Here is a 24,577-nt window from a genome sequence, read left to right as displayed (position 1 = left end):
CGCAAACGCGAGCCACAAAGGGGCCGCGAACACGCCGCGACGAAGTCACGGCGATCCAACACAGCTACGCTGATCGCTCATGAGTGATACCACCCTGTGGGAGTACGCGACCGTGCCGCTGCTGACGCATGCGACGAAGCAGATTCTCGATCAGTGGGGAGCCGACGGCTGGGAGCTGGTCACCGTGCTGCCCGGTCCGACCGGGGAGCAGCACGTCGCCTACCTCAAGCGGCCCAAGTAGAGAAGGACGGTGACGCGGTGACCCAGTGGGAGAAGAACCTCGCCGAGCTCGGAATCACCCTTCCCCCGGTCGTGGCCCCGGTCGCGGCCTACATTCCCGCGATCCGCACCGGGTCGCTCGTCTACACCTCCGGTCAGCTGCCGTTCGTGAACGGCAGGCTGTCCGCGGTCGGCAAGGTCGGCGCGGAGGTCTCGGTCGAGGAGGCCAAGGAGGCGGCCCGGCTGTGCGCGTTGAACGCGCTGGCCGCGGTGCACGACCTGGTCGGCCTGGACGCGGTGGTGCGGATCGTGAAGGTGGTCGGATTCGTCGCCTCGGCACCGGGATTCGGTGACCAGCCGGTCGTGATCAACGGCGCGTCGGAGTTCCTCGGCCAGGTCTTCGGTGACGCGGGCACGCACGCCCGCTCGGCCGTAGGTGTCTCCGAACTTCCCCGCAACACTCCGGTCGAGGTCGAACTGATCGCCGAGGTGCGCTAGACCGGAACTGTCGGCTCCGTTTCTATCCGAGGTTTTGCGATGACGTTGACTCACCCCGCCTACGGGCAGCTCCGGCAGGTCACCGAGACGGCGGCGGTGCTGCTCGCCGACAACCCGGGCCGGATGACCTTGGAGGGAACCAATACCTGGATCCTGCGCGCACCGGGACGGTCGGACTGTGTGGTGGTGGATCCCGGGCCGAAGGACAAGTCGCACACGGCCGCGATCGCCGAGGCCACCGGCGGCCGGATCGCTCTCACACTGATCACCCACCGCCATCACGACCACACCGGCGGTATCGATCGGCTGGTCGAGCTGACCGGGACGCCGGTGCGCGCGACGGATCCTGGTTTCCTGCGCGGCTCCGCCGCCCCTCTCGTCGACGGTGAAGTGATCGAGGCCGCCGGCCTGCGGATCACCGTGCTGGCCACGCCGGGGCACACCGGCGACTCGGTGAGTTTCGTCCTCGACGACGCCGTGCTGACCGGCGACACGATCCTCGGCGCGGGCACCACCGTGCTGGACTCCAGCGACGGCACGCTGGCCGACTATCTGTCCTCGCTGGACCGGCTGGTCGCCGCGGGCGAGGGCAAGGCGTTGCTGCCGGCGCACGGCCCGGACCACCCGGATCTGGAGCCGGTCGCCCGTTACTACATCGCGCATCGGCACGAGCGCCTCGGTCAGGTGCGCGAGGCGCTACGGGCACTCGGCCCGGATGCGGGCGCGATGGCGGTCGTGCGGCGCGTGTACGCCGACGTGGACAAGCGGCTGTGGCCCGCGGCGCGCAGTTCGGTGCAGGCGCAGTTGGAGTACCTGCGCGTGCACGGCTAGCCGGAACGACGGAAACGCCGGGTTCAGTGGAGCGCTGAACCCGGCGTTTCGCGTAGGAGTCCGTGCGTTACCGGGCGCGACGGGCCAGGCGCTCGGAATCGGAGATGAGCACGCTCTTGCCCTCCAGCCGCAGCCAGCCGCGATGCGCGAAGTCGGCGAGCGCTTTGTTCACGGTCTCGCGGGAGGCACCGACCAGTTGGGCGATCTCCTCCTGGGTCAGATCGTGGGTGACCCGCAGCGCGCCCGCCTCCTGGGTGCCGAAGCGCTGTGCGAGCTGCAACAGGGCCTTGGCGACCCGGCCGGGGACGTCGGTGAAGATCAGGTCGGCCAGGTTGTTGTTGGTCCGGCGCAGGCGGCGGGCGAGAACGCGCAGCAGCTGCTCGGCGATCTCGGGCCGCTGGTCGATCCAGGTCTTGAGGGCGTCGCGGTCCATCGTCACCGCACGCACCTCGGTCACCGTGGTGGCGGTGGAGGTGCGCGGGCCAGGATCGAAGATCGACAGCTCGCCGAACATGTCGGACGGGCCCATGATGGTCAGCAGGTTCTCGCGGCCGTCGGGCGAGCGGCGTCCGATCTTCACCTTGCCGGACGTGATGATGTACAGCCGGTCACCCGGCTCACCCTCGTTGAAGATGACATGACCGCGCGGGAAATCCACCGGCTGAAGTTGCTTGGCGAGGGCGGCCACCGCAGTGGGCTCGACGCCCTGGAAGATGCCTGCTCTGGCGAGGGCCTCGTCCACGAATGTGCTCCTTAGGGAAATGGCTCTGTACTGGACCGAAGCGACTCGGCCAACAGCGCAGTCTACGCGGCGTCACTACAGCGTAGTGACGGACACCACGTAACGAGTGGATTGCACGGCGCGCATGCCGGGTCAGCTCGCGCGGGCCACGTCCATCTCATCGCCGCGGGAGCGGCGCTTGCGCATCCGGGCCACCGCGGCGGGCAGACCGAGCTTCGTCAGCTCTTTCACCTCGGCATTACTTGCCTTGTCCAGGTACTGCTGAACCTCTTCGTCGGGTTCGAGAAGCTTGCGGAGCCGGTTCTCGACCCGCTCCATACCCAGTGCGAACAGCATCAGCACCACTGGGAAGAGCACCACAGCGAGTCCTTGCATGACGAGCAGTAAACACCGTCGAGGTCTCAGATGGAACACGGCAACTGAACTGGAAGGGCAACGTTGTCTGCCGATTCCGTATGGTGGACGCGTGCGCGTCTCCCCCTCCACCGCCGCCGGGAACGGGCTTCCGCCCGGCTCCGAGCCCTCCGGAACGCCGCCGGTCGCCGCCGCGGCTCCACAACGGAAAACCAGGGCGCGACAGGCGGAAACCCGGCTAGGGCTGGTCCGCCGCGCGCGCCGGATGAACCGCGAACTGGCGACGGCTTTCCCCGATGCGCACTGTGAGCTGGATTTCACCACACCCCTCGAATTGGCGGTCGCGACAATACTTTCGGCGCAGTGCACCGACGAGCGCGTGAATCTCACCACGCCCGCGCTGTTCGCGCGGTACCCCGATGCCCGCGCATATGCCGAGGCGAACCGCGCGGAGCTGGAGGAATTCATCCGGCCGACCGGCTTCTTCCGGAACAAGGCCGCATCGCTGATCGGGCTCGGCCAAGCGCTGCTGGAACGCTACGACGGTGAATTGCCTCACACCCTGACCGAACTCGTCCAGTTGCCCGGCATCGGGCGCAAGACCGCCAACGTCATCCTCGGCAACGCGTTCGAGGTGCCCGGCATCACGGTCGACACCCATTTCGGCCGTCTGGTGCGCCGCTGGGGATGGACCGACGAGGAAGACCCGGTCAAGGTCGAGCACATCGTCGGCGCGCTGATCGAGCGCAAGGAATGGACGATGCTCTCGCATCGGGTGATCTTCCACGGACGGCGCGTCTGCCATTCCCGCAAGCCCGCGTGCGGTGCATGCGTCCTGGTCAAGGACTGCCCGTCGTTCGGAATCGGGCCGACCGATCCGGAGGCCGCGGCCAAGTTGGTGAAAGGGCCGGAGCGGGAGCATCTGCTGGAGCTGGTGGGCCGGTGAGCTCGGAGCCCTCGGGCCGAAGGAGGAGGGGGCATGCGTGGCGCTGGGCACTGGCCGGTCTGATCGTCGTGGTGGCGCTGGCGGTCGCGGTGTGGCCGCGCGGCGACGACGCGACGGAGGAGCCGCAGTCGCCCCCCGCCGCCTCCGGCGTCTCCGATGACCTGCGCGCTGCCGCCCACTTGCCCGACTGCCCCAGCGGCGCCGCCACCGGTAGCGGGCCGCTGGCCGGGATAACGCTGGATTGCCTGGCGAACGGCAGGCCGGTGGACCTGGCCGCCGCGCTGGCGGGCAAGCCCGCTTTGCTGAACCTGTGGGCCTACTGGTGCGCACCGTGCGCCCAGGAGTTGCCGTATTTGCAGCAATACGCCCAACGCGCCGGGAACGCGATTACCGTGCTGACCGTGCACAGCGACCCTGATGAGGCCAAGGCACTGTCCCGGCTGCGTGGGCTGGAGGTGCGGTTGCCCGGCGTTTCGGACGCCGACGCGCGAGTGCGCACGGCCGTCGGGGCCCCCGCGGTGTTGCCGATCTCGGTGCTGGTGCGTGCCGACGGCTCGGTCGCCGACGTCGTGGTGCGGGCTTTCGGCGGGGTGGATGACATCGCGAATACGGTCGCGGGCAAGCTCGGAGTGGCCGCGTGACAATGCGGGTGGACGAATCAATGGTGGAGGTGACGGTGCGGGCGTGCACGCGGGCCGGTGAGCGAATGCGCGGGGGAGGTGTGTGTTGAGCATCGAAATGCCGCCCGGCATCCCGGAATGGCTGACCCGCTCGGCTGAACCGGCTACGGAGAACGCCGACACCCTGACCAGGGAGCGTGTGCTGCGCCGCGCCCTGACCCTGACTTCGAAGCCGCGGCAAGCGGCGGTGCTCGTGCTGTTCGGCGGCTCGCCCGAGCCGGACCCGGCCGCGCCCGGCGGACTGCCCGCCGACGCGGAGGTGCTGCTCACCCAGCGTGCCTCCACCATGCGCCAGCACCGAGGCCAAGTGGCTTTCCCCGGCGGTGCGGTCGACCCGGGCGACGCCGGGCCGATCGATACCGCGTTGCGCGAAGCGTGCGAGGAGACCGGTCTGGACCGTTCCGGGGTCGAGCCGTTTGCGGTGCTGCCGAAACTGTTCGTGCCGCCGTCTCGCTTCGACGTGACGCCGGTAATTGCGTACTGGCGCACGCCGGGCGCGGTGGGGGTGGTCGATCAGAGCGAGACCGAGCGGGTGGTGCGCGTCCCGCTCGCGCAGCTGCTGGATCCGGCCAACCGCTTCCTGGTCCGCAGCCCCATGGGCTATCAGAGCCCGGCCTTTCAGGTCGACGGGATGCTGGTCTGGGGTCTGACCGGCGGCATCCTCGCCGGGATCAGCAAGGCCTGCGGCTGGGACCGGGCGTGGGACCACGGGGACGTTCGTGATCTGGAGACCGCACTCGCCGCCGTGGGGATGACGTTATGAGTTCGTCGGCCTGGCTCGACATCGCCGTCGTGCTGCTGGCCCTGCTGGCCGCCTCCTCGGGATGGCGCCAGGGCGCGGTGGCCTCCGCGCTGGCCTTCCTCGGTGTGGTACTCGGCGCGGTCGCGGGCATCCTGATCGCGCCGCACATCCTGGTGCACGTCGACGAGGGGCGCACCAGAGTGCTCACCGGTGTGCTGCTCATCGTGGTGCTGGTGATCGTCGGTGAAGTCGCGGGCATGGTGCTGGGGCGCGCCGCGCGCAGCGGCATGCGTCATCCGTTCACGCGCAGCGTGGACAGCGCGGTCGGCGCGGTGTTGCAGGCGGTCGCCGTGCTGGTCACCGCGTGGCTGCTGGCACTGCCGCTGGCCACGTCGTCGCAGCCGGCCATCGCGACGGCGATCAACGGCTCGCGGGTGCTCGCCGACGTCAACGACGTTGCGCCGAACTGGCTGCGCAGGCTGCCCAACGAGTTCTCCAAGCTGCTCAACACCTCCGGCCTGCCGGACGTGATCGGGCCGTTCGGGCGGGCGCCGATCGCGGCCGTGGAGCCCCCCGATCCGAGCGTGCTGGCCAGCCCGGTCGCCGCCTCGCTGCAGCAGAGCGTGCTGCGCATCCGCGGTGTCGCGCCGAGCTGCCAGCGGGCCTTGGAGGGCTCGGGCTTCGTCATCGCACCGGAGCGCGTGATGACCAACGCCCACGTCGTCGCGGGCACCACGAGCGTCGCGGTGGACACACCGCGCGGCCCGCTGGACGCGAATGTGGTGCTGTTCGACCCGTCCAAGGACGTCGCGGTGCTCGCCGTGCCCGGTCTCACCGCCCCGGTGGTCCCGCGCGCGCCCGCGCCCGCGCGGTCGGGCGACAGCGCGATCGTGCTCGGCTATCCCGGTGGCGGCCCGTACACCGCGAGCGCGGCCCGGGTGCGCGAGACGTTGGATCTGACCGGTCCGACCATCTACCGCAACGGCACCGTCGAACGCGAGGTCTACACCGTCCGCGGCCAGGTCAGGGCGGGCAATTCAGGTGGGCCGCTGGTGGATACGGACGGGCAGGTGCTCGGCGTGGTCTTCGGCGCCGCCGTCACCGACGACGACACCGGTTACGTGCTCACGCTCGCCGAGGTCCGCGCCCAGCTCGACGCGGCCGAACGGGTCGGCGCCGCGGTGGACACCGGCGCCTGCGTACTCAGCTGAATCGGAACCCCGGCCACGCTCATCCGTGGCCGGGGAGGCAATCCCGGCCGCTCAGGCGAGAAGCTTGGCCAGTTCCGTCGTCACGGCGTCCGGGTTCTCCTGGTGGGCGAAGTGTCCTGCCGCCGGGATGGCGACCAGCCGCCGTTCGGGCGAGAGATGAGGGTCGCGGCGGAAGGTGGCCGCCAGCACATACGGGTCCAGATCGCCGCGCATGGCCAGGACCGGGATGTGGATCGGTTCGCGCATGGTCGCCATGAACCGGCGGCCGTCCGGACGCCACTGACTGCGGAAGGCCCACCGCTGGTACTCCAGCGCGCAATGCGCGGCGCCCGGAATCCGGATCGCCGAACGCATCCGCTGGGCGGTCTCGACGAATTCGGCGGTGCCCGACCATCCCACGCTCACCCGCTGACGCAGCAGCCGTTCCACCTCGAAGCCGTCGGCGGTGGTGAGCAGGCGCTCGCCGTACCGGGGCAGTTGGTAGCGCAGGAAGTTGGGCAGCCAGGCCGCACGCTGGCGGCGGTTGCGCAGCACGGAACTCTTCAGCGCCGACGGATGCGGCGAGCCGACCAGTGCGATCGAGCGAACCAGTCGCGGATGCAGCACCGCGGTGGTCCAGCAGACCAGTCCGCCGTCGGCGTGCCCGACCAGCGTCGCCTCGGTGTAGCCGAGCGCCCGGATGAGCCCGGCCACGTCACCGGCGAGCGTCCAGCCGTCGTAGCCGCGCGGAGGCTTGTCGCTGTCGCCGTAGCCGCGCAGGTCGACGGCGACAACGCGGTAGCCGAGTTCGGCCAGCCCGGTCAATTGGTGACGCCAGGACCACCAGAAGTCCGCGAAGCCGTGCAGCAGCACGACCAGCGGAGCGCCGGCCCGCTCGGGCGAAGCATCCACGACATGGAATCGAATGCCGTTGGCGTGCACGTCCCGATGCGTCCACGGTCCGTCGTAACGGACGCTGGACGGATCCGGAAGTAAGTTCGCCGACACGGCGACCGAGCCTAGTAGCCGTCGTACCGGCTCGCGCACGCGCGCCTAGGAAGCGGGCTTCTCCAGCGCGAGACGGTCGTCGTGCGCGGATGCGCCCAAGCTGTGCGGCAGAACCGTGCGCGCCTGCTTGAGCGAATCGATCGTCTTCTCCGGCGCGCGCAGTTTCTTCACCCGCCGGTATCCGAGGAACGCCAGCACCGCCGTGGCCACGACCATCAGCAGGAAGACGATCAGGAAGGCCGCCCAGCGCGCCAGCCACACGTCGAGCAGTTCGCCGAGGAAGAAGAAAAAGAAGAACGTGCTGAACAGCAGCACGGTCAGCGCGAGGATGAAGTAGACGCTGCCCTGCAGGCCCTTCTTGATCTCACCGGTGACCTCGGCCTTGGCCAGTTCGACCTCGGCACGGACCAGGGTCGACATCTGCTCGGCGGCGTCGCGGACCAGGCTCCCGAAGGTCGCGGAGCCGAGCGGATCGGCGTCCGTGAGGGGAATGGAGGTGACCGTACGACCGCGCTCCGCGCCGCTCCCGTTACCGCCGTGGTTGAAACTCACTTGGTCGACCCTTCTCCCTGTCCCGGCACTGCTTCAACTCCCGTTCGATCGGCGGCGCTCCCGGTGCCCTCCGTGGTCACGCAGGCTACCGCCTCCGGGCGGATCGCTCGTGCCGCCGTACTGTTCACGTTCTAGCGCACGGGCGTCCCGCCGAGCCTGGTGGACACGCCCACGCCGCAACAGTAGCGCCGAACCGGCGAGCGACGCCGCCATTGATGTGACCAACACAGCGGCTTTCGCCAACTCGGCGTCCGCGACATCGGCGAGCGCGAGTTCCGCCACGAGAAGGCTAACTGTGAAGCCGATCGCGCCGAGCACCGACAGGGCGAACATGTCCCGCCAGCCGAGCCCGCTGGGGCGCGTCGCGACGCCCAACCGGATTGCCACCCAGCTCATCCCGAAGATCCCGAGGGGTTTGCCCACCAACAGGCCGAGAATCACGGCGAGCGCGAGCCGGTTGGTGCACAACTCGCCGAACACCGTGGGATTCAACGGAACGCCGGAGGCGAACAGGGCGAACAGGGGAACGCAGACTCCGGCGGAGACCGGCTGGAAGAGGTGCTCGAGCCGGGTGGCCGGCGCCACGCGTTCACCGGGATCAGGGCGTACCCGGGTGAGCAGGCCGAGCGCGACGCCCGCCAACGTGGGATGCACACCCGCCTCGTGCAGCGCGTACCACGACATCAGCGCCAGCGGGACATAAAGCCACGGCGTGCCGATCCGAGCGCGTTGCCCCACCGCCCACCCGGCGAAGCATCCGGCCGCCACGAGCAGCCACAGCAGCGACACCGCGGTGGTGAACAGCACCGCGATCAGGACGATGGCCATCAGGTCGTCGACCACCGCCAGACTGAGCAGGAACACCCTCGCCCCGGCCGGGATGCGCGAACCGGTCAGCGCGAGCACCGCGAGCGCGAACGCGATGTCGGTGGCGACCGGGATGGCCCAGCCGCGTTCCATACCGGATATGCCGAACCCGACGATCGCCGCGATCAGCGCGGGGGTCACCACGCCACCGATCGCGGCGATGACCGGCAGCGTGGCACGTCGGCGGTCGGCGAGTTCGCCGACGACCAGTTCGCGTTTGAGTTCCAGCCCGGCGACGAAGAAGAACACCGCGAGCAGACCGTCCTCGGCCCAGTCGGCCAGGGTCAGTTCCAAGTGCAGCGGCGGGATCGCCACGACCGCCTCGGTCATCGACAGGTAACTCGCTGCCCAGGGCGAGTTCACCCACAGCAAAGCGGTCGCGGCCGCGATCAGAAGCAGTGCGCCGCCGACGGTTTCCGTGCGGAGGTAGCGGGACAGTTCCGAGTGCACTCGCGTGATCACGGGAAACCTTTCGGGCGGCGGCCGGGCAGTACTGCGGCCGCACCCACCGAAACCGGCTCATCGGTGCGCGACCGCTCGCCGACCAGACTTCCCGGCACACCTCACGCAATCCTAACGGGTGCGGCCGGTGACAGGCCCGCCACCGGCCGCGCTCAGCGCTGCTGAGTCAGTCCTTGCCCGCCCGGATCGCCTCGAAGACGCTCGGGTCGACGAGGGTGGAGGTGTCGCCGGGTTCGCGTCCTTCGGCGATGTCGCGCAGGAGGCGGCGCATGATTTTGCCGCTGCGGGTTTTGGGGAGTTCGGGGACGATGTGGATTTCGCGGGGTTTGGCGATGGGGCTGATTTGGCGGGCGACTTCGTTTTTGAGGTTGTCGATGAGGGTGTTGTCGGGTTGGGCGTGTGTGGTGAGGATGACGAAGGCGACGATGCCTTGGCCGGTGGTGGGGTCGGTGGCGCCGACGACGGCGGCTTCGGCGACGGTGTGGTGGCCGACGAGGGCGGATTCGACTTCGGCGGTGGAGATTCGGTGGCCGGAGATGTTCATGACGTCGTCGACGCGGCCGAGGATCCATAGGTCGCCGTCGGTGTCGAGTTTGGCTCCGTCGCCGGCGAAGTACCAGCCTTGTTCGGTGAAGCGTTGCCAGTAGGTTTGGTGGAAACGTTGCGGGTCGCCCCAGATGCCGCGCAGCATGGCGGGCCAGGGTTGGTCGAGCACGAGGTAGCCGTTGGCTTCGGTTTCTGCTCGTTGGACCGGTTTGCCTTCTTCGTCGACGACGCGAGCGGAGATGCCGGGTAGTGGGGTCATGGCGGCGCCGGGTTTGGTGGCGGTGACGCCGGGCAGGGGGGAGATCATGATGGCGCCGGTTTCGGTTTGCCACCAGGTGTCCACGATGGGGGTGCGGGCGGCGCCGATGGTCTCGCGGTACCAGCGCCAGGCTTCGGGGTTGATGGGTTCGCCGACCGAGCCGAGTAGCCGCAGTGTGGACAGGTCGTGGGCGTCGGGGATCTGTTTGCCCCATTTCATGAAGGTGCGGATGAGGGTGGGGGCGGTGTAGTAGATGGTGACGCCGTATTTTTCGATGATGTCGAAGTGGCGGTGTTGGGTGGGGGAGTCGGGGGTGCCTTCGTAGAGGATTTGGGTGGTGCGGTTGGCCAGTGGGCCGTAGACGATGTAGCTGTGTCCGGTGATCCAGCCGATGTCGGCGGTGCACCAGTAGATGTCGTGGCCGGGTTTGTGGTCGAAGACGGTGTGGTGGGTGTAGGCGGTTTGGGTGAGGTAGCCGCCGGTGGTGTGCAGGATGCCTTTGGGTTTTCCGGTGGTGCCGGAGGTGTAGAGGATGAACAGGGGGTGTTCGGCGTCGAAGGGTTGGGGTTGGTGGGTGGGGGATGCGGTGGTGACGGTGTCGTGCCACCAGTGGTCGCGGTCGTCGGTCCAGGGGATTTCGATGCCGGTGCGGCGTACGACCAGTACGTGTTCGATGGTGGTGGGGTCTTGTCCCAGTGCTTCGTCGACGGCGGTCTTGAGGGGGGCGGGTTTGCCGCGGCGCCATTGTCCGTCGGTGGTGATGACCAGGCGGGCGCCGGCGTCGTCGATGCGTTGGCGCAGGGCGGTGGGGGAGAAGCCGGCGAAGACGACGGAGTGGGTCAGTCCGAGGCGGGCGCAGGCGAGCATGGCGACGATGGCTTCGGGGATCATCGGCATGTAGATCGCGACTCGGTCTCCGGCGTTCAGGCCGAGTTCGGTGAGGTAGTTCGCCGCGCGGGAGACTTCCTCGAGTAGTTGCTGGTAGGTGATGGCGCGGGAGTCGCCGGGTTCGCCTTCCCAGTGGATGGCGATCTGCTCGCCGTGTCCGTCCAGGACGTGGCGGTCCACGCAGTTGTAGGCGATGTTGAGTTTTCCGCCGAGGAACCATTTCGCTACCGGCGCGTCGGTCCAGTCCAGCACTTGTGTGAACGGTTCATGCCAGTGCAACCGCCCGGCCTGCTCGGCCCAGAACGCCTCGCGATCGGCCCCGGCCCGCTCGTAGAACCCCGCGTCGGCGTTCGCCTGGGCAGCGAACTCCGCGGTCGGCGGATACGAGTCCCTGTGGTCGGCGCTGGTTTCAGTCATCTCGTCTCTTCTTTCCACGTAGCCTGAGCGCACGATTCGACGCAGCCGAGTTCGACAGTAATCAACTGTGATCCCCTGCCGCGTGCGGTGTGCAGGCCGGGTTCCGCGGACGCCGCGCACTGCGCGTCCTACCGGGATGTCCGCTCCCCGGCCCAACGGAAGCAATGTTCCGGTCGAATGGCCGTTTCCGCACGAAACTGGGGGTGTTTCGGCGATGTTGCCGGATCGGTAACAAGTGCAACGAACTCGGAGCAATCAGGTGACAGTGCCCGCGCCGGTGGTTACTCTGCCAACAACACAGGGGGATCGTGTCGGCATGCGCTGATGGACCTCGCGCGGGTGCCGATCGGCTCCCCCCTTCTCGCACCGGGAGGACGCGTTGAAATTCCACAGAGCGATGGCGCTGACCGCGGCGGTCGTACTGGCTACGAGCCTCGGGCTGTCCGCATGTTCCTCGGGCGACGGCGCCGATGCCGACATCGTCACCGTCAACGGCGGCGAGCCGCAGAATCCTCTGGTGCCCACCAACACCAACGAGAACATGGGCGGGCGCGTCGTCGACCGGCTGTTCGCGGGCTTGAAGTACTACGACGCCGACGGCAAGGCGCACGACGAGATGGCGGAGTCGATCCAGACCACGGATCGGAAGAACTACCGGGTGACCATCAAGCCCGACTGGAAGTTCACCGACGGCACCCCGGTGACGTCGAAGTCGTTCGTCGACGCCTGGAACTACGGGGCGCTCGGCAGCAACGCGCAGTTGCAGAGTTACGTATTCGGACCCATCGCCGGTTTCGACGAGGTATCGGCGGAAAAGCCGACGGCACAGACGATGTCGGGTCTGAAGGTGATCGACGACCGCACCTTCACCATCGAGCTGAAAGCCCCGTCGATCGATTTCGAGACCGAACTCGGGTACGCGCCGTTCTATCCGCTGCCGGAGGCCGCGTTCAAGGACATCAAGGCATTCGGGGAGAACCCGATCGGCAACGGCCCGTACAAGTTCGCCCGGACCGGGGCATGGGAGCACAACGTCAAGATCGACCTCGCGCCCAACCCGGACTACCCCGGCGGCCGCCCGGCCAAGAACAAAGGGCTGCGGTTCGTGATGTACCAGTCCTTCGACACCGCCTACGCCGACCTGCAGTCGGGCAACCTGGATGCGCTCGACACCGTGCCGGACAGTGCACTCACCTCCTATCAGCAAGATCTCGGCGACCGCGCGATCACCAAGCCGACCGCCCAGAATCAGCACATCGGCATCCAGTCCAACGTCGCGCACTTCTCCGGCCAGGAAGGGCTGCTGCGACGCCGGGCGATCTCGATGGCGATCAACCGGGAGCAGATCGCACAGAACATCTTCCACGGCACCCGGCTTCCGGCGCGCGACTTCACCGCGAGCACGCTGCCCGGCTTCGAACCGAACCTGCCCGGCTCGGAGGTGCTCGAGTACAACCCCGGCGAGGCGAAGAAGGTGTGGGCGCAGGCCGACGCGATATCGCCGTGGTCGGGCCGCTACGAGATCGCCTACAACTCCGACGGCGGCCACCAGGCGTGGGTGGAAGCGGTGGCCAACAGCGTCAAGAACACCCTCGGCATCGACGCCATCGGCGTGCCGTACCCGACGTTCAAGAACATCCGCGACGAGGTGAACGCGCACACGATCAACAAGGCGTTCCGCTACGGCTGGCAAGGTGACTACCCGACCATGCTGCAGTTCCTCACCTCGCAGTACTACAGCTACTCCGACACCAACAACGTCGACTACTCCAACCCCGAGTTCGACCGCTTGCTCGATGCCGCCTTGGCCGCTCCGACCCAGGAGGAGTCCTACAAGATCGTCGCGCAGGCGCAGGCGCTGCTGATCAAGGACCTGGCCGACATCCCCGTGTTCGACTACGTGGCCGCGGCGGGCCGATCCGACCGGGTGCGACAAGCCGAACTCGCCTGGAACGGTCTGTTCGCTTTCGAGAACATCGAGAAGTAGCCGCAGCCGCCGGGCGTCCGCGTGGTGCTCGGCGGCGCTACCCAGGAGGCGAAATGGCCTGGTACGTCGTGCGGCGTCTGCTTCAGATGATCCCCGTCTTCCTCGGGGCGACGCTGCTCATCTATGCCCTGGTGTTCCTCGTCCCGGGCGACCCGATCCACGCGCTGGCCGGTGACAAACCGATGACGCCCGCGGTCGAGGCGCAGCTGCGGGCGCGCTACCACCTGGACGAGCCGTTCCTCGTGCAGTACCTGCTGTATCTGAAGGGCATCGTCACGCTGGACTTCGGTACTGCTTTCTCCGGCAGGCCGGTGCGGGACGAACTCGCCCGCGCGTTCCCGATCACCATCGAGTTGGCGTTCATGGCCGTGCTGATCGAGTCGGTCTTCGGCGTGCTGTTCGGCCTGATCGCGGGGCTGCGCAAAGGCAAACTGTTCGATTCGACGATGCTCGTGGTCAGCCTGATCGTCATCGCGGTGCCGGTCTTCGTGGTGGGCTTCCTCGCGCAGTATCTGCTGGGGGTGAAGTGGGGGATCGCTCCGGTGACCGTCTCCGGGAAGGCCACGGTCGGCGAACTGCTGGTGCCCGCGTTCGTGCTCGGCTCGCTGTCGTTCGCTTATGTCCTGCGACTGACCCGGAATTCGGTGGCGGAGAACATGTCCGCTGATTACGTGCGCACCGCGACCGCCAAGGGACTCGGCAGGCCGCGTGTGGTGACCGTGCACATCCTGCGCAACTCGATGATCCCGGTGGTCACCTTCCTCGGTGCCGACCTGGGCGCGCTGATGGGTGGCGCGATCGTCACGGAGGGCATCTTCAACATCCCCGGCGTGGGCGGCACGCTGTATCAGGCGATCACCAGGGGCGAGCCGCCCACCGTGGTCTCCTTCGTCACGGTGCTGATCGTCATCTTCCTGTTCACCAACCTGGTCGTCGACCTGCTGTACGCCGCACTCGACCCGAGGATCCGCTATGCCTGACCTGACCGAGGGCCCGCAGCGCCGCGGCCAGGAGCACTTCGTCGCACCGCCCGACGAGGTCGAGGTGCTCGCCACCGACGCCGTCCTGGATGCCGGAGCGCCGACCAGCATCTGGCGCGACGCGTGGCGGCAGCTGCGGCGCAACCCGATCTTCGTCGTCGCGGCGGTGCTGATCGTGTTCGTGCTGATCGTGGTGATCTGGCCGGGCCTGTTCACCGATCAGGACCCGCGGTACTGCAACGGCGATTTCAGCATGGACCCGCGCGGCGCGGGCCACCCCTTCGGTTTCGACAAGCAGGGTTGTGACATCTACGCCCGGACCGTCTACGGCGCGCGGGCCTCGGTGCTCGCGGGGGTCGGCGCGACGCTGCTGTTCGTACTGATCGGTGGGACGCTCGGGGCGCTGTCGGGCTTCTACGGCGGGCCGCTGGACTCGATCGTCTCCCGCGTCGCCGAGATCTTCTACGCGATCCCGCTGATGCTGGCCGCCATCGTGATCATGCAGCTGCTCGACGCGCGCACGATCTGGACGGTGATCGTCATCCTCGCCTCGTTCACCTGGCCGCAGGCGGCGCGGATCGCCCGCAGCGCCGTGATCCAAGCGAAGAACAGCGACTACGTCACGGCGGCGAAAGCACTGGGCGTCTCCCGGCTGCGGACACTATTGCGACATGTGCTGCCGAACTCGGCGGGACCGCTGATCGTGGTGACCACGCTGTGGCTGGGGGTTTTCATCGTCACCGAGGCGACGCTGTCCTATCTCGGCGTCGGCTTGCCGCGCACGGTGGTCTCCTGGGGCGCGGACATCGCCACCGGGCAGAAGGAGATCCGGACCTCGGCCATCCTGTTCTATCCGGCGACGGCGCTCGCGCTGACCGTGCTGAGCTTCATCATGCTGGGCGACGCCGTGCGGGACGCCCTCGATCCGAAGGCGAGGAAGCGATGAGCGAGACCGAGCGGCCGCTGCTGGAGATCACCGATCTGAACGTCTGCTTCACCGTCGACAGCAAGCCGGTGCCCGCGGTCCGGGATGTGAGCCTGTCGGTCTATCCGGGGCAGACCGTAGCCATCGTCGGGGAATCCGGTTCGGGGAAGTCGACCACGGCGCACGCGATCATCGACCTGCTGCCCGGCACGGGCCGGATCACCTCCGGCTCGATCGGATTCGACGGCACGGACCTCACGGCGGCCTCGAAACGAGAAATCGTCGCCGTCCGCGGCAGCGGCATCGGGCTGGTCCCGCAGGACCCGATGTCGAATCTGAATCCGGTGTGGAAGGTCGGATTCCAGATCCGGGAGACGTTGGAGGCCAACGGCGTCGCGAAGGGTAAAGCGGCTGCGAAGCGTGCGGTGGAGCTGCTGGAGGAAGCGGGCATGCCCGACGCCGAACGCCGGGTGAACCAGTATCCGCACGAGTTCTCCGGCGGCATGCGCCAGCGCGCGCTGATCGCGATCGGCCTGTCCTGCCGGCCCAAGCTGCTCATCGCCGACGAGCCGACCTCGGCGCTCGACGTGACCGTGCAGCGCCAGATCCTCGACCATCTCGACCGGCTCACCGCCGAACTCGGCACCGCGGTGCTGCTGATCACCCATGACTTGGGTTTGGCGGCGGAGCGAGCCGAACACCTGGTGGTGATGTATCGCGGCCGTGTCGTGGAATCCGGTCCGGCGCTGCGGATTCTGCGCGATCCACAGCACCTGTACACCAAGCGGCTGGTTGGTTCGGCGCCGTCGCTGGCCGCGCAGCGGCGATCGGCGGTGCGCCGTCGGGCGGAGGTCCGCGAGCAGGCCGAGCAAGTGGCGGCGGCCGACACGGAACCAACGGTGGTTCCGGACGCGGTGCTGGTAGCCGAGCACCTGACGAAGACATTCCGCATCCGCGAACGCGCGCCGTGGAAATCGACCGAGTTCGTCGCCGTGGACGATGTGTCGTTCCGGTTGCGGCGCGGGTCGACCACGGCAATCGTCGGCGAATCCGGATCGGGCAAGACGACGGTGGCGCACATGGTGCTCGGGCTGCTCGCGCCCACCTCCGGCACGGTCACATTCGACGGCAAGGACGTGACCACCTTGGACCGCAAAGGCGCTTTCGCCTTCCGGCGCCGGGTGCAACCGATCTTCCAGGACCCCTACGGCTCGCTCGACCCGATGTACACCATCTACCGCACCATCGAGGAGCCGTTGCGCACCCATCGGATCGGCACGCCCCAGCAACGGGAGGCGACCGTGCGGGAGCTGCTCGACAAGGTGGCGCTGCCGGCCGGTGTGCTGCGGCGCTACCCCAACGAGCTGTCCGGTGGACAGCGTCAGCGCGTGGCCGTCGCGCGTGCGCTCGCCCTCCGGCCGGAGGTGGTGGTGTGCGACGAGGCGGTGTCCGCGCTCGACGTGCTGGTACAGGCTCAGATCCTGCGGCTGCTCAACGAGCTGCAGGCCGAGCTGGGTCTGGCGTATCTGTTCATCACTCACGATCTGGCCGTCGTCCGGCAGATCGCCGACGACGTGCTCGTCATGCAGCGCGGCAAGGTGGTCGAAGCGGCGACGACCGACGAAGTGTTCGACCATCCTCGGCAGGAGTACACGCGCAAACTGCTCGACGCGATCCCCGGACGCGATCTACTGGCCGGGTGAGCGAGCCGGGCGCGCGGATCGGTCCGGGCGCCCGCAAGTAGCCTCGTATGCCGTGACCGATCCGCTGCAGCCCCTCGTCGATCTTCCCGGTGTCCGGGACGCGGCCGACCGAGCCCGCGACGCGCTCGCCGAGGTGCACCGGCACAAAGCGAACCGGCGCGGGTGGCCGACCACGGCGGCCGAGGCCGCGGTGCGTGCGGCGCGATCCTCGGCGGCCATCGACGGCGGCAGCACGGATATCCCCGCCGACGGACGGGTGGCGGACCCGATACTGGCCGGGTCGTTGCGCGTCGGTCAGGCACTGGACGGGGACGCGCTGCGGAATCTGGTGAGCACCTGGCAGCGCGCTCCGCTGCAGGCGTTGGCACGGCTGCATCTGCTCGCCGCGGCCGATCTGGTGCAGCAGGACGAGTCGCTCGGTAGGCCGCGCTTCGACTCCGGCGTGGCGCAGCGGCTGGATCTGATGGCGCAGACGGTGGTCGGTTCGCGAGCGCCCGCGCCGGTGCTCGCCGCCGTAGTACACGGTGAGCTACTGGCATTGCGGCCGTTCGGCACGGCCGACGGCGTGGTCGCGCGGGCGGCCTCCAGGCTGGTCGCGGTGTCCAGTGGGCTGGACCCGCACAGCCTCGGCGTGCCGGAAGTGTTCTGGTTGCGCAGGCGCCAGGCGTACCTGGACGCGGCCGCCGGTTTCGAAACCGGGGATGCGGAAGCCGTGGGCGGCTGGGTCATCTTCTGCTGCGGGGCCTTCGAGGACGGCGCGCGTGAAGCCACGTCGATCGCCGACTCGGCGGCGGGATAACCCCCTGGACACATCAGAGCGGGCGGCGTTGTCTGTCGACCTCACCGCCCGCTAGCACGGACTACCCGGTTACCAAGCGTGCTAAATGGGTTGTGTTCTGCGGCCTCGGCGACAATCCGGACATCGGCCGGTTCATCCCCGCAACCTGTGCGAGGCCTTCGCCGTCGACTGTCCGTATTTCGCAGGCCCACAACGCTTCTGCCCTTGTCGCGGCGCGCTCCGCGTGGGTGCCTGGTGTCCGTGCTGGGAAGAAAGGGAGGGAGACAGTGCCTTCTCTTCCGGTGCTGCCTTGGCCTTCCGTCCTTCCGTAGTTACCTTTCTACACTGTGACTGCACTCACATCAAGAGGTCGAAAGACATTGAATAATCGGCGTGTTTCTCGGCGTTTCGTGGTTAAATGCCTGGTCCGCGGCGGCCTCTGCTAAGTCGGCGAATGCCTCGGCAAGCATCCGGCGACCGGGTATCCCGCGGTGCTCGCGCGCTCGGAATTCAGCGTCGGCGGCGCAGCATCCGGTAACTGATCGCACCCGCCAGCACCGCGCTCAAGCCGACCGCGGCCGTGGCCGCGAGCGTCGTCGAGGACGGCGCCTGGAAGCGCGCCCACAGCGATACCGGGTTGGAGAAGGTCAGGATCGGCCAGCCGCGTGCGGTGGCCTCGCGGCGCAGATTGCGATCCGGGTTGACCGCGGTGGGGTGCCCCACCGCCCCGAGCAGGGGCAGATCGGTGATCGAGTCGGAGTAGGCGTAGCAGCGCGACAGGTCGTAACCCTCGCCTGCGGCCAGTTTTTCGACAGCGGCGACCTTGCCCTCGCCGTAGCAGTAGAACTCGACCTCGCCGGTGTACCTCCCGTCCGCCACGACCATCCGAGTGGCCGCGGTGTGGGAAGCGCCCAGCGCTTCGGCGATCGGGCCCACGATCTCCTCGCCGGAAGCCGAGACGATCACCACGTCGTGGCCCCGGATCTTGTGGTCGGCGATCAAGTCGGCCGCCTCGGCGTAGATCAGCGGATCGACCAGCTCGTGCAGCGTCTCGGCCACAATGGATTTCACCTGTTCGACGTCCCAGCCCGCACACATGCTGGTCAGGTGGGCGCGCATGCGTTCCATCTGGTCGTGGTCGGCGCCGGACAGCAGGAACAGGAAATGGGCGTAGCTGCTCTCCAGGACGGCGCGGCGGTTCAACAGCCCCTGCGCGTAGAAGGGCTTGCTGAACACGAACGTGCTCGACTTCGCGATCACGGTCTTGTCCAGATCGAAGAAGGCCGCGACGCGCCCACCCGTAGGGGCTGAGTTGTCCACCTGACCAGGATAGGCGGCGGCGTCGCCTCCCTCCGGCCGGGCGCTGAGCCGCGCCGGCGCTCCTTGCGTCGGTTCGGCCGCGGGCCATGGGAACCTCGGAGGTTTCCGTGGCGGTGTCTCGTGCGCTCGGCCCGGTGGCGCGCCGTGCTTCCTCGGCGTGTGCGCGTGCTCTACTTTCGCGGCTTCGGCGCACCGGCGCGGGGCCGGTCCTCGTGCGGGCTGCCGGGTTCGTGGTCGGTTCTCGGAGCGGTCCCGCGCCGCCCGCGACGGCGTGCCTCATGCGTGCCGCATCATCTCGGCATCCCGGTGTGGGTGGCATGGAGGTCGACGGATCAGGCCTGCCGTGCCTGTCGTGTGGCTTCCTTGCCTTCGATCGGCCGCAGGTGGGCGGCGGATGCGCTACTACTGTGTCGATTCGGCACGCGTGTTCCGAGCGGCGGCGTGCCTGCGGACGACGCGTCGGCGGAGTTTGCCCTGTAGACGCCGAGGCCACGACGGCCGCGAAGATGTCCGTCGGCGGACTTGCGTTGTGGGCGGTGCTTGGGTGTAGTATTGCTGGCACCTGGACATAGTCCAGGCGCGTTCAGCCCGACCCCCCGGGGCTGAACCCCGACGGCCCCAGCCTCCTCCCCCCCCGGCTGGGGCCGTCCTCTATTTCAGGGACAGTGGGTAGGCACCCAGCTCGGGAAGTTGTCCACAGCCCGCGGGTTATCCACATTCGGCACATGGGCCCTTCTCTGCCCACGGGTATTCAGCGACGCTGACCTGCATGAACCTCGAAGCATCGGAGCCCGCCGGGCCGCCGCCCGCTCTCGTGCTCATCGATGACGACCGCCTGCGCGACGAAGTCCGGCGTATCGCGGCGGCCGCTGAACGGTCTCTCGACGAGCGGACCCAGCCCGTCGGCAGACATGCCTGGACGGGCGCTCCGCTGGTGATCCTGGACACCGACGCGGCGCAGCGGGCAGCCGCGGCGGGCTACCTACGTCGGACCGGCGTGGTGTTGGTAACCGACGGTGAACCAGGGCTGCTCGACTGGCAAGCCGCCGCCTCGGTCGGCGCCGAGCGGGCTATCGCCCTGCCCGGTGCGGCGGTGGGGCTTATCGAGATGTTTGCTGAGTACGGCGAGCATCGTGCGGGCGATGGCGTGGTGGTCGCCGTCGCAGGGGCCGGCGGTGGGGCCGGGGCCTCCACGTTGGCCGTCGCGGTCGCGTTGCGCGCCGCCGCGGAAGGATTCCGGCGTGAGACCCTGCTGGTCGACGGCGCACCGTTCGCGGGTGGCCTCGACCTGCTGCTCGGTATCGAGAACACGGCGGGACTGCGCTGGCCCGATCTGGTGATCGAGGACGGGCGGGTATCCGCGACCGCGCTGCACGGCGCTCTGCCCATCGCGTCGCCCGGGCTGGCGGTGCTGTCCTGTGGTCGTTGCGGTGCGGGACGATTGCCACGCGAACTCGGCGCGGCCGGAGTCCGCGCTGTGATCGAAGCGGGCCGTACCGCAGGCGATTTCGTAGTTTGCGACATTTCCGGTGAGCGCGGACCACATGCCGACCAGATGCTCGACTCGGCGGATCTCGTCGTGCTGGTCGTCCCGGCGCGGCTACGGGCGGTCGCGGCCGCCGAAGCGATGTCCGCTCATATCGCGTGCCGAAACCCGAACCAGGGCCTGATCGTTCGCGGCCCGGCGCCCGGCGGCCTGCGTGCGCCCGAGGTCGCCGAGGTACTCGATCTTCCGCTGCTCGCCGCCGTCCGCGCCCAGAGCGGTCTGGCGCACCGGCTGGAGCGCGGCGGGATCTCGGTCCGTCGGCGCGGTCCGCTGCGCGATGCCGCCGATGCCGTGCTCGGTGTGCTCAGCGCACCATCTGGGCAACGGCGGTGAGGCGGGGCGATGAGCGCGATACTGACCACCGAGCTGCTGAATCGGGTACGGGAGCGGCTGGCCACCGAGACCGGCGATCCGGATCCGGCGCAGGTCGCCGCCGCGATCCGCGCCGAGGCGGGCGGGGTGCTGGGAGACACCGATCTGCTGCGCGCCCTCCGACTGTTGCAGACCGAGCTGACCGGCGCGGGCGTACTCGAACCGCTGCTGCACGATCCGCACGTCGCGGACGTCTTGGTGACGGGTCCCGACGCGGTGTGGATCGATCGTGGGCACGGTCTGGAGAAGACTTCGATCACGTTCACCGACGAGGCCGCGGTACGGCGGCTGGCACAGCGCCTGGCACTGTCGGCGGGGCGACGGCTCGACGACGCCCAACCATGGGTGGACGGTCGGCTGATGGGCAGCGGCGCGGCACTGGGAGATTCGTTCGGCGTCCGCTTGCACGCGGTTCTCGCGCCGGTCGCGCACGGTGGCACCTGTCTGTCGCTGCGCGTACTCCGCCCGGCCACTCAGGGGCTCGACGCGCTCGCCGCGGCGGGTTCGGTACCCGCCGACGCGAAACTGCTACTGAAGCGAATCGTTCGGGCCAGGTTGGCGTTTCTCGTGGTCGGCGGCACCGGAGCGGGGAAGACGACACTGCTGTCGAGCCTGCTCGCCACGGTGGACCCGTCCGAGCGGATCGTCTGCGTCGAGGATGCGGCGGAACTCGCGCCACCACATCCGCACGTGGTCCGGCTGGTCGCAAGGACCGCGAACGTGGAGGGCGTCGGCGAGGTCACCGTGCGCGACCTGGTCCGCCAAGCGCTGCGTATGCGGCCGGACCGGATCGTGGTCGGTGAGGTCAGGGGAGCCGAGGTGGTCGACCTGCTGACCGCCTTGAACACCGGTCACGACGGGGGAGCGGGCACCGTGCACGCCAATTCGCCGCACGAAGTCCCGGCCCGTTTGGAAGCCCTCGCCGCCCTGGGTGGAATGGATCGAGCGGCCCTGCACAGTCAACTCGCCGCCGCGGTACAGATCGTCATACACGTGCACCGTCGACCCGACGGCTCGCGCGGCTTACGCGAGATCGGCCTCGTGCACCGTACCGGCGAGGGACGCGTGCGGATCACGCCGGCCTGGCACGACGCGGGTGCGGCTCCGGCCGCCGCGGACCTGTCCGACCTGCTCGCCGAACGGCTCGACCGATGAGCGGCGCGATGTTGTGTTTCGCGCTGGCGGTGGTCGCGGTTCCGGCGCCGCGGTCGCGCCGCCGGTTCGGGCAGCTGTTCAACGCACCGGTCGAGTATCGGATGCCGAAGCCGGAGAGGCTGATCCGAGTGGGTGCGAGCGCAGGCGCGGTGGTTGTGCTCGTCGTCTTCGGCCCTGGTCCTTTCCTCGCGGCCGCCTTGGTCGTCGGAACGGTCGGGCTGCGGGCTCGCCGGGCGGCGCGGGACCGCCTCAGGAACGTCGAGCAAGGGTGCCTGCTCGACGCTTTGGAGGCCGTGATCGCCGAATTGCGGGTGGGGGCGCACCCGAGCGCCGCCGCCGAGACCGCCGCGCGTGAGGTGCGGGGCGAATCGGCGCGCGCGTTCGCTGTCGGCGCCGCACGCAGCCGGCTCGGTGGCTCGGCGGCAGAAGGTCTGCGCAGACCGGATTCTCCGATCGCCGAGCAACTCTCCCGGGTCGCGGGCGCTTGGCAGGTGGCCGAACGGCATGGCCTGGCACTGGCCGAGCTGTTGGCGGCAGCCCGGACGGATCTGGCGGGCCGCGTTCGATTTCACGGCCGAACCACAGCGGCGCTGGCCGGCGCACGCGCTACTGCCACGGTCCTCGCCTGCCTGCCGTTTCTCGGCATCGCCCTCGGCCAAATGATGGGCGCCGCGCCGCTGCACGTCCTCTTCGCCTCGTCCGCGGGCACGGTGCTGCTCCCGCTCGGCGCAGGCCTGGCCTGCGCGGGCTTGCTGTGGACCGATGTGATCACCCGAAAGGTGCTGATATGAAGACATTTTCGATCGCCGGTCGCGATCGACCGAATGTCGGGCCCAACCTACCGCTTGCGACATCGGCGTCGATCGTCGAGGTGGGGCGGTTCGTAGGCTCGCCGATCTCGACGGTCGTTTCTGCCGTAGCTGCGGCTTATACGGCCGCACGAAGCCACCGCCCGGCCCGCAGGGCGCTCCGGGTGCCGCGAGTGCCGGCCGATCCCATCGGCGGGCGTGTTGGCGGCGGCACGACGGTGGCTGGTGCTATGCCACCGCGTGGCGGGGCGGTAGGTCGTAACCGTGGTTCTGGCTCAGGGCGTGGTGGGGGTGCCGACACGTCGGTGACGGTCGGTATGTCGCCGTGGGGCCGGGCAGCGGGTCGTATCCGCAGTTTGCGCACAACACAATCGGTGAGGGAGGCTGACGATGGCGTTCACCCCGGGTGCTGCGCTGCCATTGCTGCTCGTAGCGGTGGCACTCGCATTGCTGCCGGGACGGGTGGCCGTGAGCCGGCGACTCCATGCCCTAGGCCGAGCGTACAACGGGCCGACCGAGTCGTCGCACCGAGCGACCAAGGGGATGGATCCGTTGGCCGTCGCCTCGGTTCTCGATCTGCTGGCCGCCTGCCTGCGAGCCGGGCTGCCCATGGCAGGCGCGGCGCGGGCCGTGGCGGCGGAGGCGCCGGAGGCGCTCGGCGAAGCATTACGACGTGCGGCGGACCTGCTCGCATTGGGCGCCGACGCGGCAGCGGCCTGGGAACAGGTGGCACGCGATGCGAACGGGCGTCCCGGAGCCGAGGAGATCGCGTCACTGGCCCGGATGGCCCGCCGCTCGGCGCGCTCCGGTTCGTCTCTGGCGGCCGCGGTGATGGAGCTGGCCGAGCAGCAGAGGTCTGTGGTCGAAGACACGGCAGCCGCGAAGGCGGAGCGCGCGGGTGTCCTGATCGGCGGCCCGTTGGGCCTGTGCTTCCTCCCGGCCTTCGTTTGCCTCGGCATCGTGCCGGTAGTCATCGGCTTGGCGGGGCGCGTTCTAGACGGCGGACTGCTGTAACCCTGCGCGACGCCGTAGCTTTGCGACCCGCGGTGTCGGCTCGGCGGCGCGGGGTGTTCTCTGGCGGCGGGTTCGGCTGGTCTCGGCGCTGCGGTGTGTGGATGTCGGGGCCGGAGCGGGCTGCGGTGATCTCGCGACAAGCCGTGGCTTTGCCATCGGCAGTGTCGGCTCGGCGGCACGGGGTGTTCTCGGGCGAGTTCGGCTGGTCATGGCGCGACGGTGCGTGGGCCTGGTCGGTGGTACGGGAGCTGGGTGAAGTGATGCCACCGGCCATTTCGCAAGGCGAGCGTTCGCGTGAACCGGGCGTTCGGGTTGGCAGTGGCGAGGTGGGTCCGCGACGGCGGTACGTGGCCGGGCCGCGGACTACCTCGGAACAAGCGTGCCCGTGCGGAGCGGCCGCACGGGCCGGAAAGGAGGAATCAGGTGCGTATCCAGGGGGTCGCGACGTCCGTGGGCCGGAAGATGAGGGCTGTATATATGGGCTTGCGGTTGCGAGTGCTACGGGCGGTGGTCGCGGACGACGGTATGAGCACGGCCGAGTACGCGATCGGCACGATCGCGGCGGCGGCATTCGGGGCCGTGCTCTACGGCGTGGTGACCGGCGACAGCATCGTGAATGCGCTTACGAAGATCATCGACCGCGCGCTCAACACGTCGGTGTAGTCGCCGGCGCGGCACGACGGGTCAGAGGCTGCTGAGGGCTCCGGTACGGCGCACCGCGAGCAGATAGAGCACGATGACCACGACGGGCACGGTGCCGAGTGCGGCGGCCAGCGGCAGGTCCAGG

The 24,577-nt window shown here is 68.8% G+C and carries 24 protein-coding genes; 17 read left to right on the top strand and 7 right to left on the bottom strand.

The window, feature by feature from the left end:
• Nucleotides 1-79 precede the first annotated feature (79 nt).
• The 3 genes from ACFU5M_RS29425 to ACFU5M_RS29415 are packed head-to-tail and all read left to right on the top strand — an operon-like array spanning nt 80 to nt 1,548.
• A complete protein-coding gene (locus ACFU5M_RS29425; protein ID WP_085994820.1) occupies nt 80-241 on the top strand; it encodes a DUF4177 domain-containing protein in 162 nt (53 codons plus the stop codon).
• A gap of 17 nt (nt 242-258) precedes the next feature.
• Nucleotides 259-717, top strand: a complete 459-nt coding sequence (locus tag ACFU5M_RS29420) for a RidA family protein (RefSeq protein WP_379054144.1) — start codon at nt 259-261, stop codon at nt 715-717.
• 39 nt (nt 718-756) lie between these two features.
• Nucleotides 757-1,548, top strand: a complete 792-nt coding sequence (locus ACFU5M_RS29415) for an MBL fold metallo-hydrolase (protein WP_379054143.1) — start codon at nt 757-759, stop codon at nt 1,546-1,548.
• Between the two features lie 67 nt (nt 1,549-1,615).
• Here ACFU5M_RS29415 and ACFU5M_RS29410 read toward each other — a convergent pair whose 3' ends face one another.
• Together ACFU5M_RS29410 and ACFU5M_RS29405 are read right to left on the bottom strand one after the other, a co-directional pair.
• Nucleotides 1,616-2,290 carry a Crp/Fnr family transcriptional regulator gene (locus tag ACFU5M_RS29410; protein WP_039794544.1) on the bottom strand — a complete coding sequence of 225 codons (675 nt, stop codon included), beginning with the start codon at nt 2,288-2,290 and terminating at the stop codon, nt 1,616-1,618.
• Nucleotides 2,291-2,422: 132 nt separating this feature from the next.
• Nucleotides 2,423-2,665: a hypothetical protein gene (locus ACFU5M_RS29405; RefSeq protein WP_067799616.1), complete on the bottom strand. Its 243-nt coding sequence runs from the start codon at nt 2,663-2,665 to the stop codon at nt 2,423-2,425.
• Nucleotides 2,666-2,909: 244 nt separating this feature from the next.
• Here ACFU5M_RS29405 and nth point away from each other — a divergent pair, with 244 nt between their 5' ends.
• The 4 genes from nth (at nt 2,910) to ACFU5M_RS29385 (ending at nt 6,223) form a co-directional block, all read left to right on the top strand.
• Nucleotides 2,910-3,590: an endonuclease III gene (gene nth, locus ACFU5M_RS29400; RefSeq protein ID WP_379054148.1), complete on the top strand. Its 681-nt coding sequence runs from the start codon at nt 2,910-2,912 to the stop codon at nt 3,588-3,590.
• Nucleotides 3,587-4,231, top strand: coding sequence for a TlpA family protein disulfide reductase (locus tag ACFU5M_RS29395; RefSeq protein ID WP_379054142.1), 645 nt, complete (start codon nt 3,587-3,589; stop codon nt 4,229-4,231). Before nth ends, ACFU5M_RS29395 begins: the two co-directional genes overlap by 4 nt.
• A gap of 97 nt (nt 4,232-4,328) precedes the next feature.
• A complete protein-coding gene (locus ACFU5M_RS29390; protein ID WP_379054147.1) occupies nt 4,329-5,033 on the top strand; it encodes an NUDIX hydrolase in 705 nt (234 codons plus the stop codon).
• Complete coding sequence (locus tag ACFU5M_RS29385) at nt 5,030-6,223, top strand: MarP family serine protease (protein ID WP_063052027.1); 1,194 nt, start codon at nt 5,030-5,032, stop codon at nt 6,221-6,223. Before ACFU5M_RS29390 ends, ACFU5M_RS29385 begins: the two co-directional genes overlap by 4 nt.
• 51 nt (nt 6,224-6,274) lie before the next feature.
• On the opposite strand, the gene ACFU5M_RS29380 is transcribed toward ACFU5M_RS29385, so the two are convergent.
• The 4 genes from ACFU5M_RS29380 to acs all read right to left on the bottom strand — a co-directional run bounded on the left by ACFU5M_RS29380 (nt 6,275) and on the right by acs (nt 11,201).
• The gene (locus tag ACFU5M_RS29380; RefSeq protein WP_379054141.1) at nt 6,275-7,210 is read right to left on the bottom strand and encodes an alpha/beta fold hydrolase; all 936 of its coding nucleotides are present in this window, start codon (nt 7,208-7,210) and stop codon (nt 6,275-6,277) included.
• Nucleotides 7,211-7,255: 45 nt separating this feature from the next.
• A complete protein-coding gene (locus ACFU5M_RS29375; protein ID WP_379054140.1) occupies nt 7,256-7,762 on the bottom strand; it encodes a phage holin family protein in 507 nt (168 codons plus the stop codon).
• A gap of 33 nt (nt 7,763-7,795) precedes the next feature.
• Nucleotides 7,796-9,091, bottom strand: coding sequence for a Na+/H+ antiporter NhaA (nhaA, locus tag ACFU5M_RS29370; RefSeq protein WP_379054139.1), 1,296 nt, complete (start codon nt 9,089-9,091; stop codon nt 7,796-7,798).
• Nucleotides 9,092-9,257: 166 nt separating this feature from the next.
• Nucleotides 9,258-11,201, bottom strand: coding sequence for an acetate--CoA ligase (acs, locus tag ACFU5M_RS29365; RefSeq protein ID WP_379054138.1), 1,944 nt, complete (start codon nt 11,199-11,201; stop codon nt 9,258-9,260).
• 397 nt (nt 11,202-11,598) lie between these two features.
• Here acs and ACFU5M_RS29360 point away from each other — a divergent pair, with 397 nt between their 5' ends.
• Genes ACFU5M_RS29360 through ACFU5M_RS29340 form a run of 5 tightly spaced genes read left to right on the top strand, consistent with a single transcriptional unit; the run spans nt 11,599 to nt 17,595 of the window.
• Entirely contained in the window at nt 11,599-13,188 is a 1,590-nt protein-coding gene (locus ACFU5M_RS29360; RefSeq protein WP_379054146.1) for an ABC transporter substrate-binding protein, read from the top strand.
• Nucleotides 13,189-13,241: 53 nt separating this feature from the next.
• Entirely contained in the window at nt 13,242-14,168 is a 927-nt protein-coding gene (locus ACFU5M_RS29355; RefSeq protein WP_379054137.1) for an ABC transporter permease, read from the top strand.
• Nucleotides 14,161-15,114, top strand: coding sequence for an ABC transporter permease (locus tag ACFU5M_RS29350; RefSeq protein ID WP_379054136.1), 954 nt, complete (start codon nt 14,161-14,163; stop codon nt 15,112-15,114). The genes ACFU5M_RS29355 and ACFU5M_RS29350 overlap by 8 nt, the downstream gene beginning before the upstream one ends.
• Nucleotides 15,111-16,796: a dipeptide ABC transporter ATP-binding protein gene (locus ACFU5M_RS29345; protein ID WP_379054135.1), complete on the top strand. Its 1,686-nt coding sequence runs from the start codon at nt 15,111-15,113 to the stop codon at nt 16,794-16,796. Before ACFU5M_RS29350 ends, ACFU5M_RS29345 begins: the two co-directional genes overlap by 4 nt.
• Nucleotides 16,797-16,848: 52 nt before the next feature.
• The gene (locus tag ACFU5M_RS29340; protein ID WP_379054134.1) at nt 16,849-17,595 is read left to right on the top strand and encodes an oxidoreductase; all 747 of its coding nucleotides are present in this window, start codon (nt 16,849-16,851) and stop codon (nt 17,593-17,595) included.
• A 489-nt stretch (nt 17,596-18,084) separates the two neighbouring features.
• Here the strand turns inward: ACFU5M_RS29340 and ACFU5M_RS29335 are convergent, their stop codons facing one another.
• Nucleotides 18,085-18,894, bottom strand: a complete 810-nt coding sequence (locus ACFU5M_RS29335) for an HAD family hydrolase (RefSeq protein WP_379054133.1) — start codon at nt 18,892-18,894, stop codon at nt 18,085-18,087.
• A 769-nt stretch (nt 18,895-19,663) separates the two neighbouring features.
• On the opposite strand from ACFU5M_RS29335, the gene ssd reads away from it, so the two are divergent.
• From ssd to ACFU5M_RS29310, 5 genes are all read left to right on the top strand, one after another.
• Nucleotides 19,664-20,773, top strand: a complete 1,110-nt coding sequence (ssd, locus tag ACFU5M_RS29330; protein WP_379054132.1) for a septum site-determining protein Ssd — start codon at nt 19,664-19,666, stop codon at nt 20,771-20,773.
• A gap of 9 nt (nt 20,774-20,782) precedes the next feature.
• Nucleotides 20,783-21,967 carry a TadA family conjugal transfer-associated ATPase gene (locus ACFU5M_RS29325; RefSeq protein WP_379054131.1) on the top strand — a complete coding sequence of 395 codons (1,185 nt, stop codon included), beginning with the start codon at nt 20,783-20,785 and terminating at the stop codon, nt 21,965-21,967.
• The gene (locus ACFU5M_RS29320; protein WP_379054130.1) at nt 21,964-22,758 is read left to right on the top strand and encodes a type II secretion system F family protein; all 795 of its coding nucleotides are present in this window, start codon (nt 21,964-21,966) and stop codon (nt 22,756-22,758) included. The genes ACFU5M_RS29325 and ACFU5M_RS29320 overlap by 4 nt, the downstream gene beginning before the upstream one ends.
• Before the next feature lie 408 nt (nt 22,759-23,166).
• Nucleotides 23,167-23,790, top strand: a complete 624-nt coding sequence (locus tag ACFU5M_RS29315; protein ID WP_379054129.1) for a type II secretion system F family protein — start codon at nt 23,167-23,169, stop codon at nt 23,788-23,790.
• A 477-nt stretch (nt 23,791-24,267) separates the two neighbouring features.
• Nucleotides 24,268-24,453 (top strand): DUF4244 domain-containing protein, encoded by a 186-nt coding sequence (locus ACFU5M_RS29310; protein ID WP_379054145.1) that lies wholly within the window; start codon nt 24,268-24,270, stop codon nt 24,451-24,453.
• Nucleotides 24,454-24,577 lie beyond the last annotated feature (124 nt).

Source organism: Nocardia sp. NPDC057455, assembly GCF_042802775.1.
GTDB lineage: Bacteria > Actinomycetota > Actinomycetes > Mycobacteriales > Mycobacteriaceae > Nocardia.
This window is presented reverse-complemented; position numbering and strand designations above follow the sequence as displayed.

Excerpts from the sequence above, each read along its gene's own strand:
- ACFU5M_RS29385 (WP_063052027.1), top strand. The coding sequence starts at position 5,030 with ATGAGTTCGTCGGCCTGGCTCGACATCGCCGTCGTGCTGCTGGCCCTG.
- ACFU5M_RS29360 (WP_379054146.1), top strand. The coding sequence starts at position 11,599 with ATGGCGCTGACCGCGGCGGTCGTACTGGCTACGAGCCTCGGGCTGTCC.
- ACFU5M_RS29390 (WP_379054147.1), top strand. The coding sequence starts at position 4,329 with ATGCCGCCCGGCATCCCGGAATGGCTGACCCGCTCGGCTGAACCGGCT.
- ACFU5M_RS29345 (WP_379054135.1), top strand. The coding sequence starts at position 15,111 with ATGAGCGAGACCGAGCGGCCGCTGCTGGAGATCACCGATCTGAACGTC.
- ACFU5M_RS29315 (WP_379054129.1), top strand. The coding sequence starts at position 23,167 with ATGGCGTTCACCCCGGGTGCTGCGCTGCCATTGCTGCTCGTAGCGGTG.
- ssd (WP_379054132.1), top strand. The coding sequence starts at position 19,664 with ATGAACCTCGAAGCATCGGAGCCCGCCGGGCCGCCGCCCGCTCTCGTG.
- ACFU5M_RS29325 (WP_379054131.1), top strand. The coding sequence starts at position 20,783 with ATGAGCGCGATACTGACCACCGAGCTGCTGAATCGGGTACGGGAGCGG.
- ACFU5M_RS29310 (WP_379054145.1), top strand. The coding sequence starts at position 24,268 with ATGGGCTTGCGGTTGCGAGTGCTACGGGCGGTGGTCGCGGACGACGGT.
- ACFU5M_RS29350 (WP_379054136.1), top strand. The coding sequence starts at position 14,161 with ATGCCTGACCTGACCGAGGGCCCGCAGCGCCGCGGCCAGGAGCACTTC.
- acs (WP_379054138.1), bottom strand. The coding sequence starts at position 11,201 with ATGACTGAAACCAGCGCCGACCACAGGGACTCGTATCCGCCGACCGCG.
- ACFU5M_RS29425 (WP_085994820.1), top strand. The coding sequence starts at position 80 with ATGAGTGATACCACCCTGTGGGAGTACGCGACCGTGCCGCTGCTGACG.
- ACFU5M_RS29320 (WP_379054130.1), top strand. The coding sequence starts at position 21,964 with ATGAGCGGCGCGATGTTGTGTTTCGCGCTGGCGGTGGTCGCGGTTCCG.
- ACFU5M_RS29405 (WP_067799616.1), bottom strand. The coding sequence starts at position 2,665 with ATGCAAGGACTCGCTGTGGTGCTCTTCCCAGTGGTGCTGATGCTGTTC.
- nth (WP_379054148.1), top strand. The coding sequence starts at position 2,910 with ATGAACCGCGAACTGGCGACGGCTTTCCCCGATGCGCACTGTGAGCTG.
- ACFU5M_RS29355 (WP_379054137.1), top strand. The coding sequence starts at position 13,242 with ATGGCCTGGTACGTCGTGCGGCGTCTGCTTCAGATGATCCCCGTCTTC.
- ACFU5M_RS29415 (WP_379054143.1), top strand. The coding sequence starts at position 757 with ATGACGTTGACTCACCCCGCCTACGGGCAGCTCCGGCAGGTCACCGAG.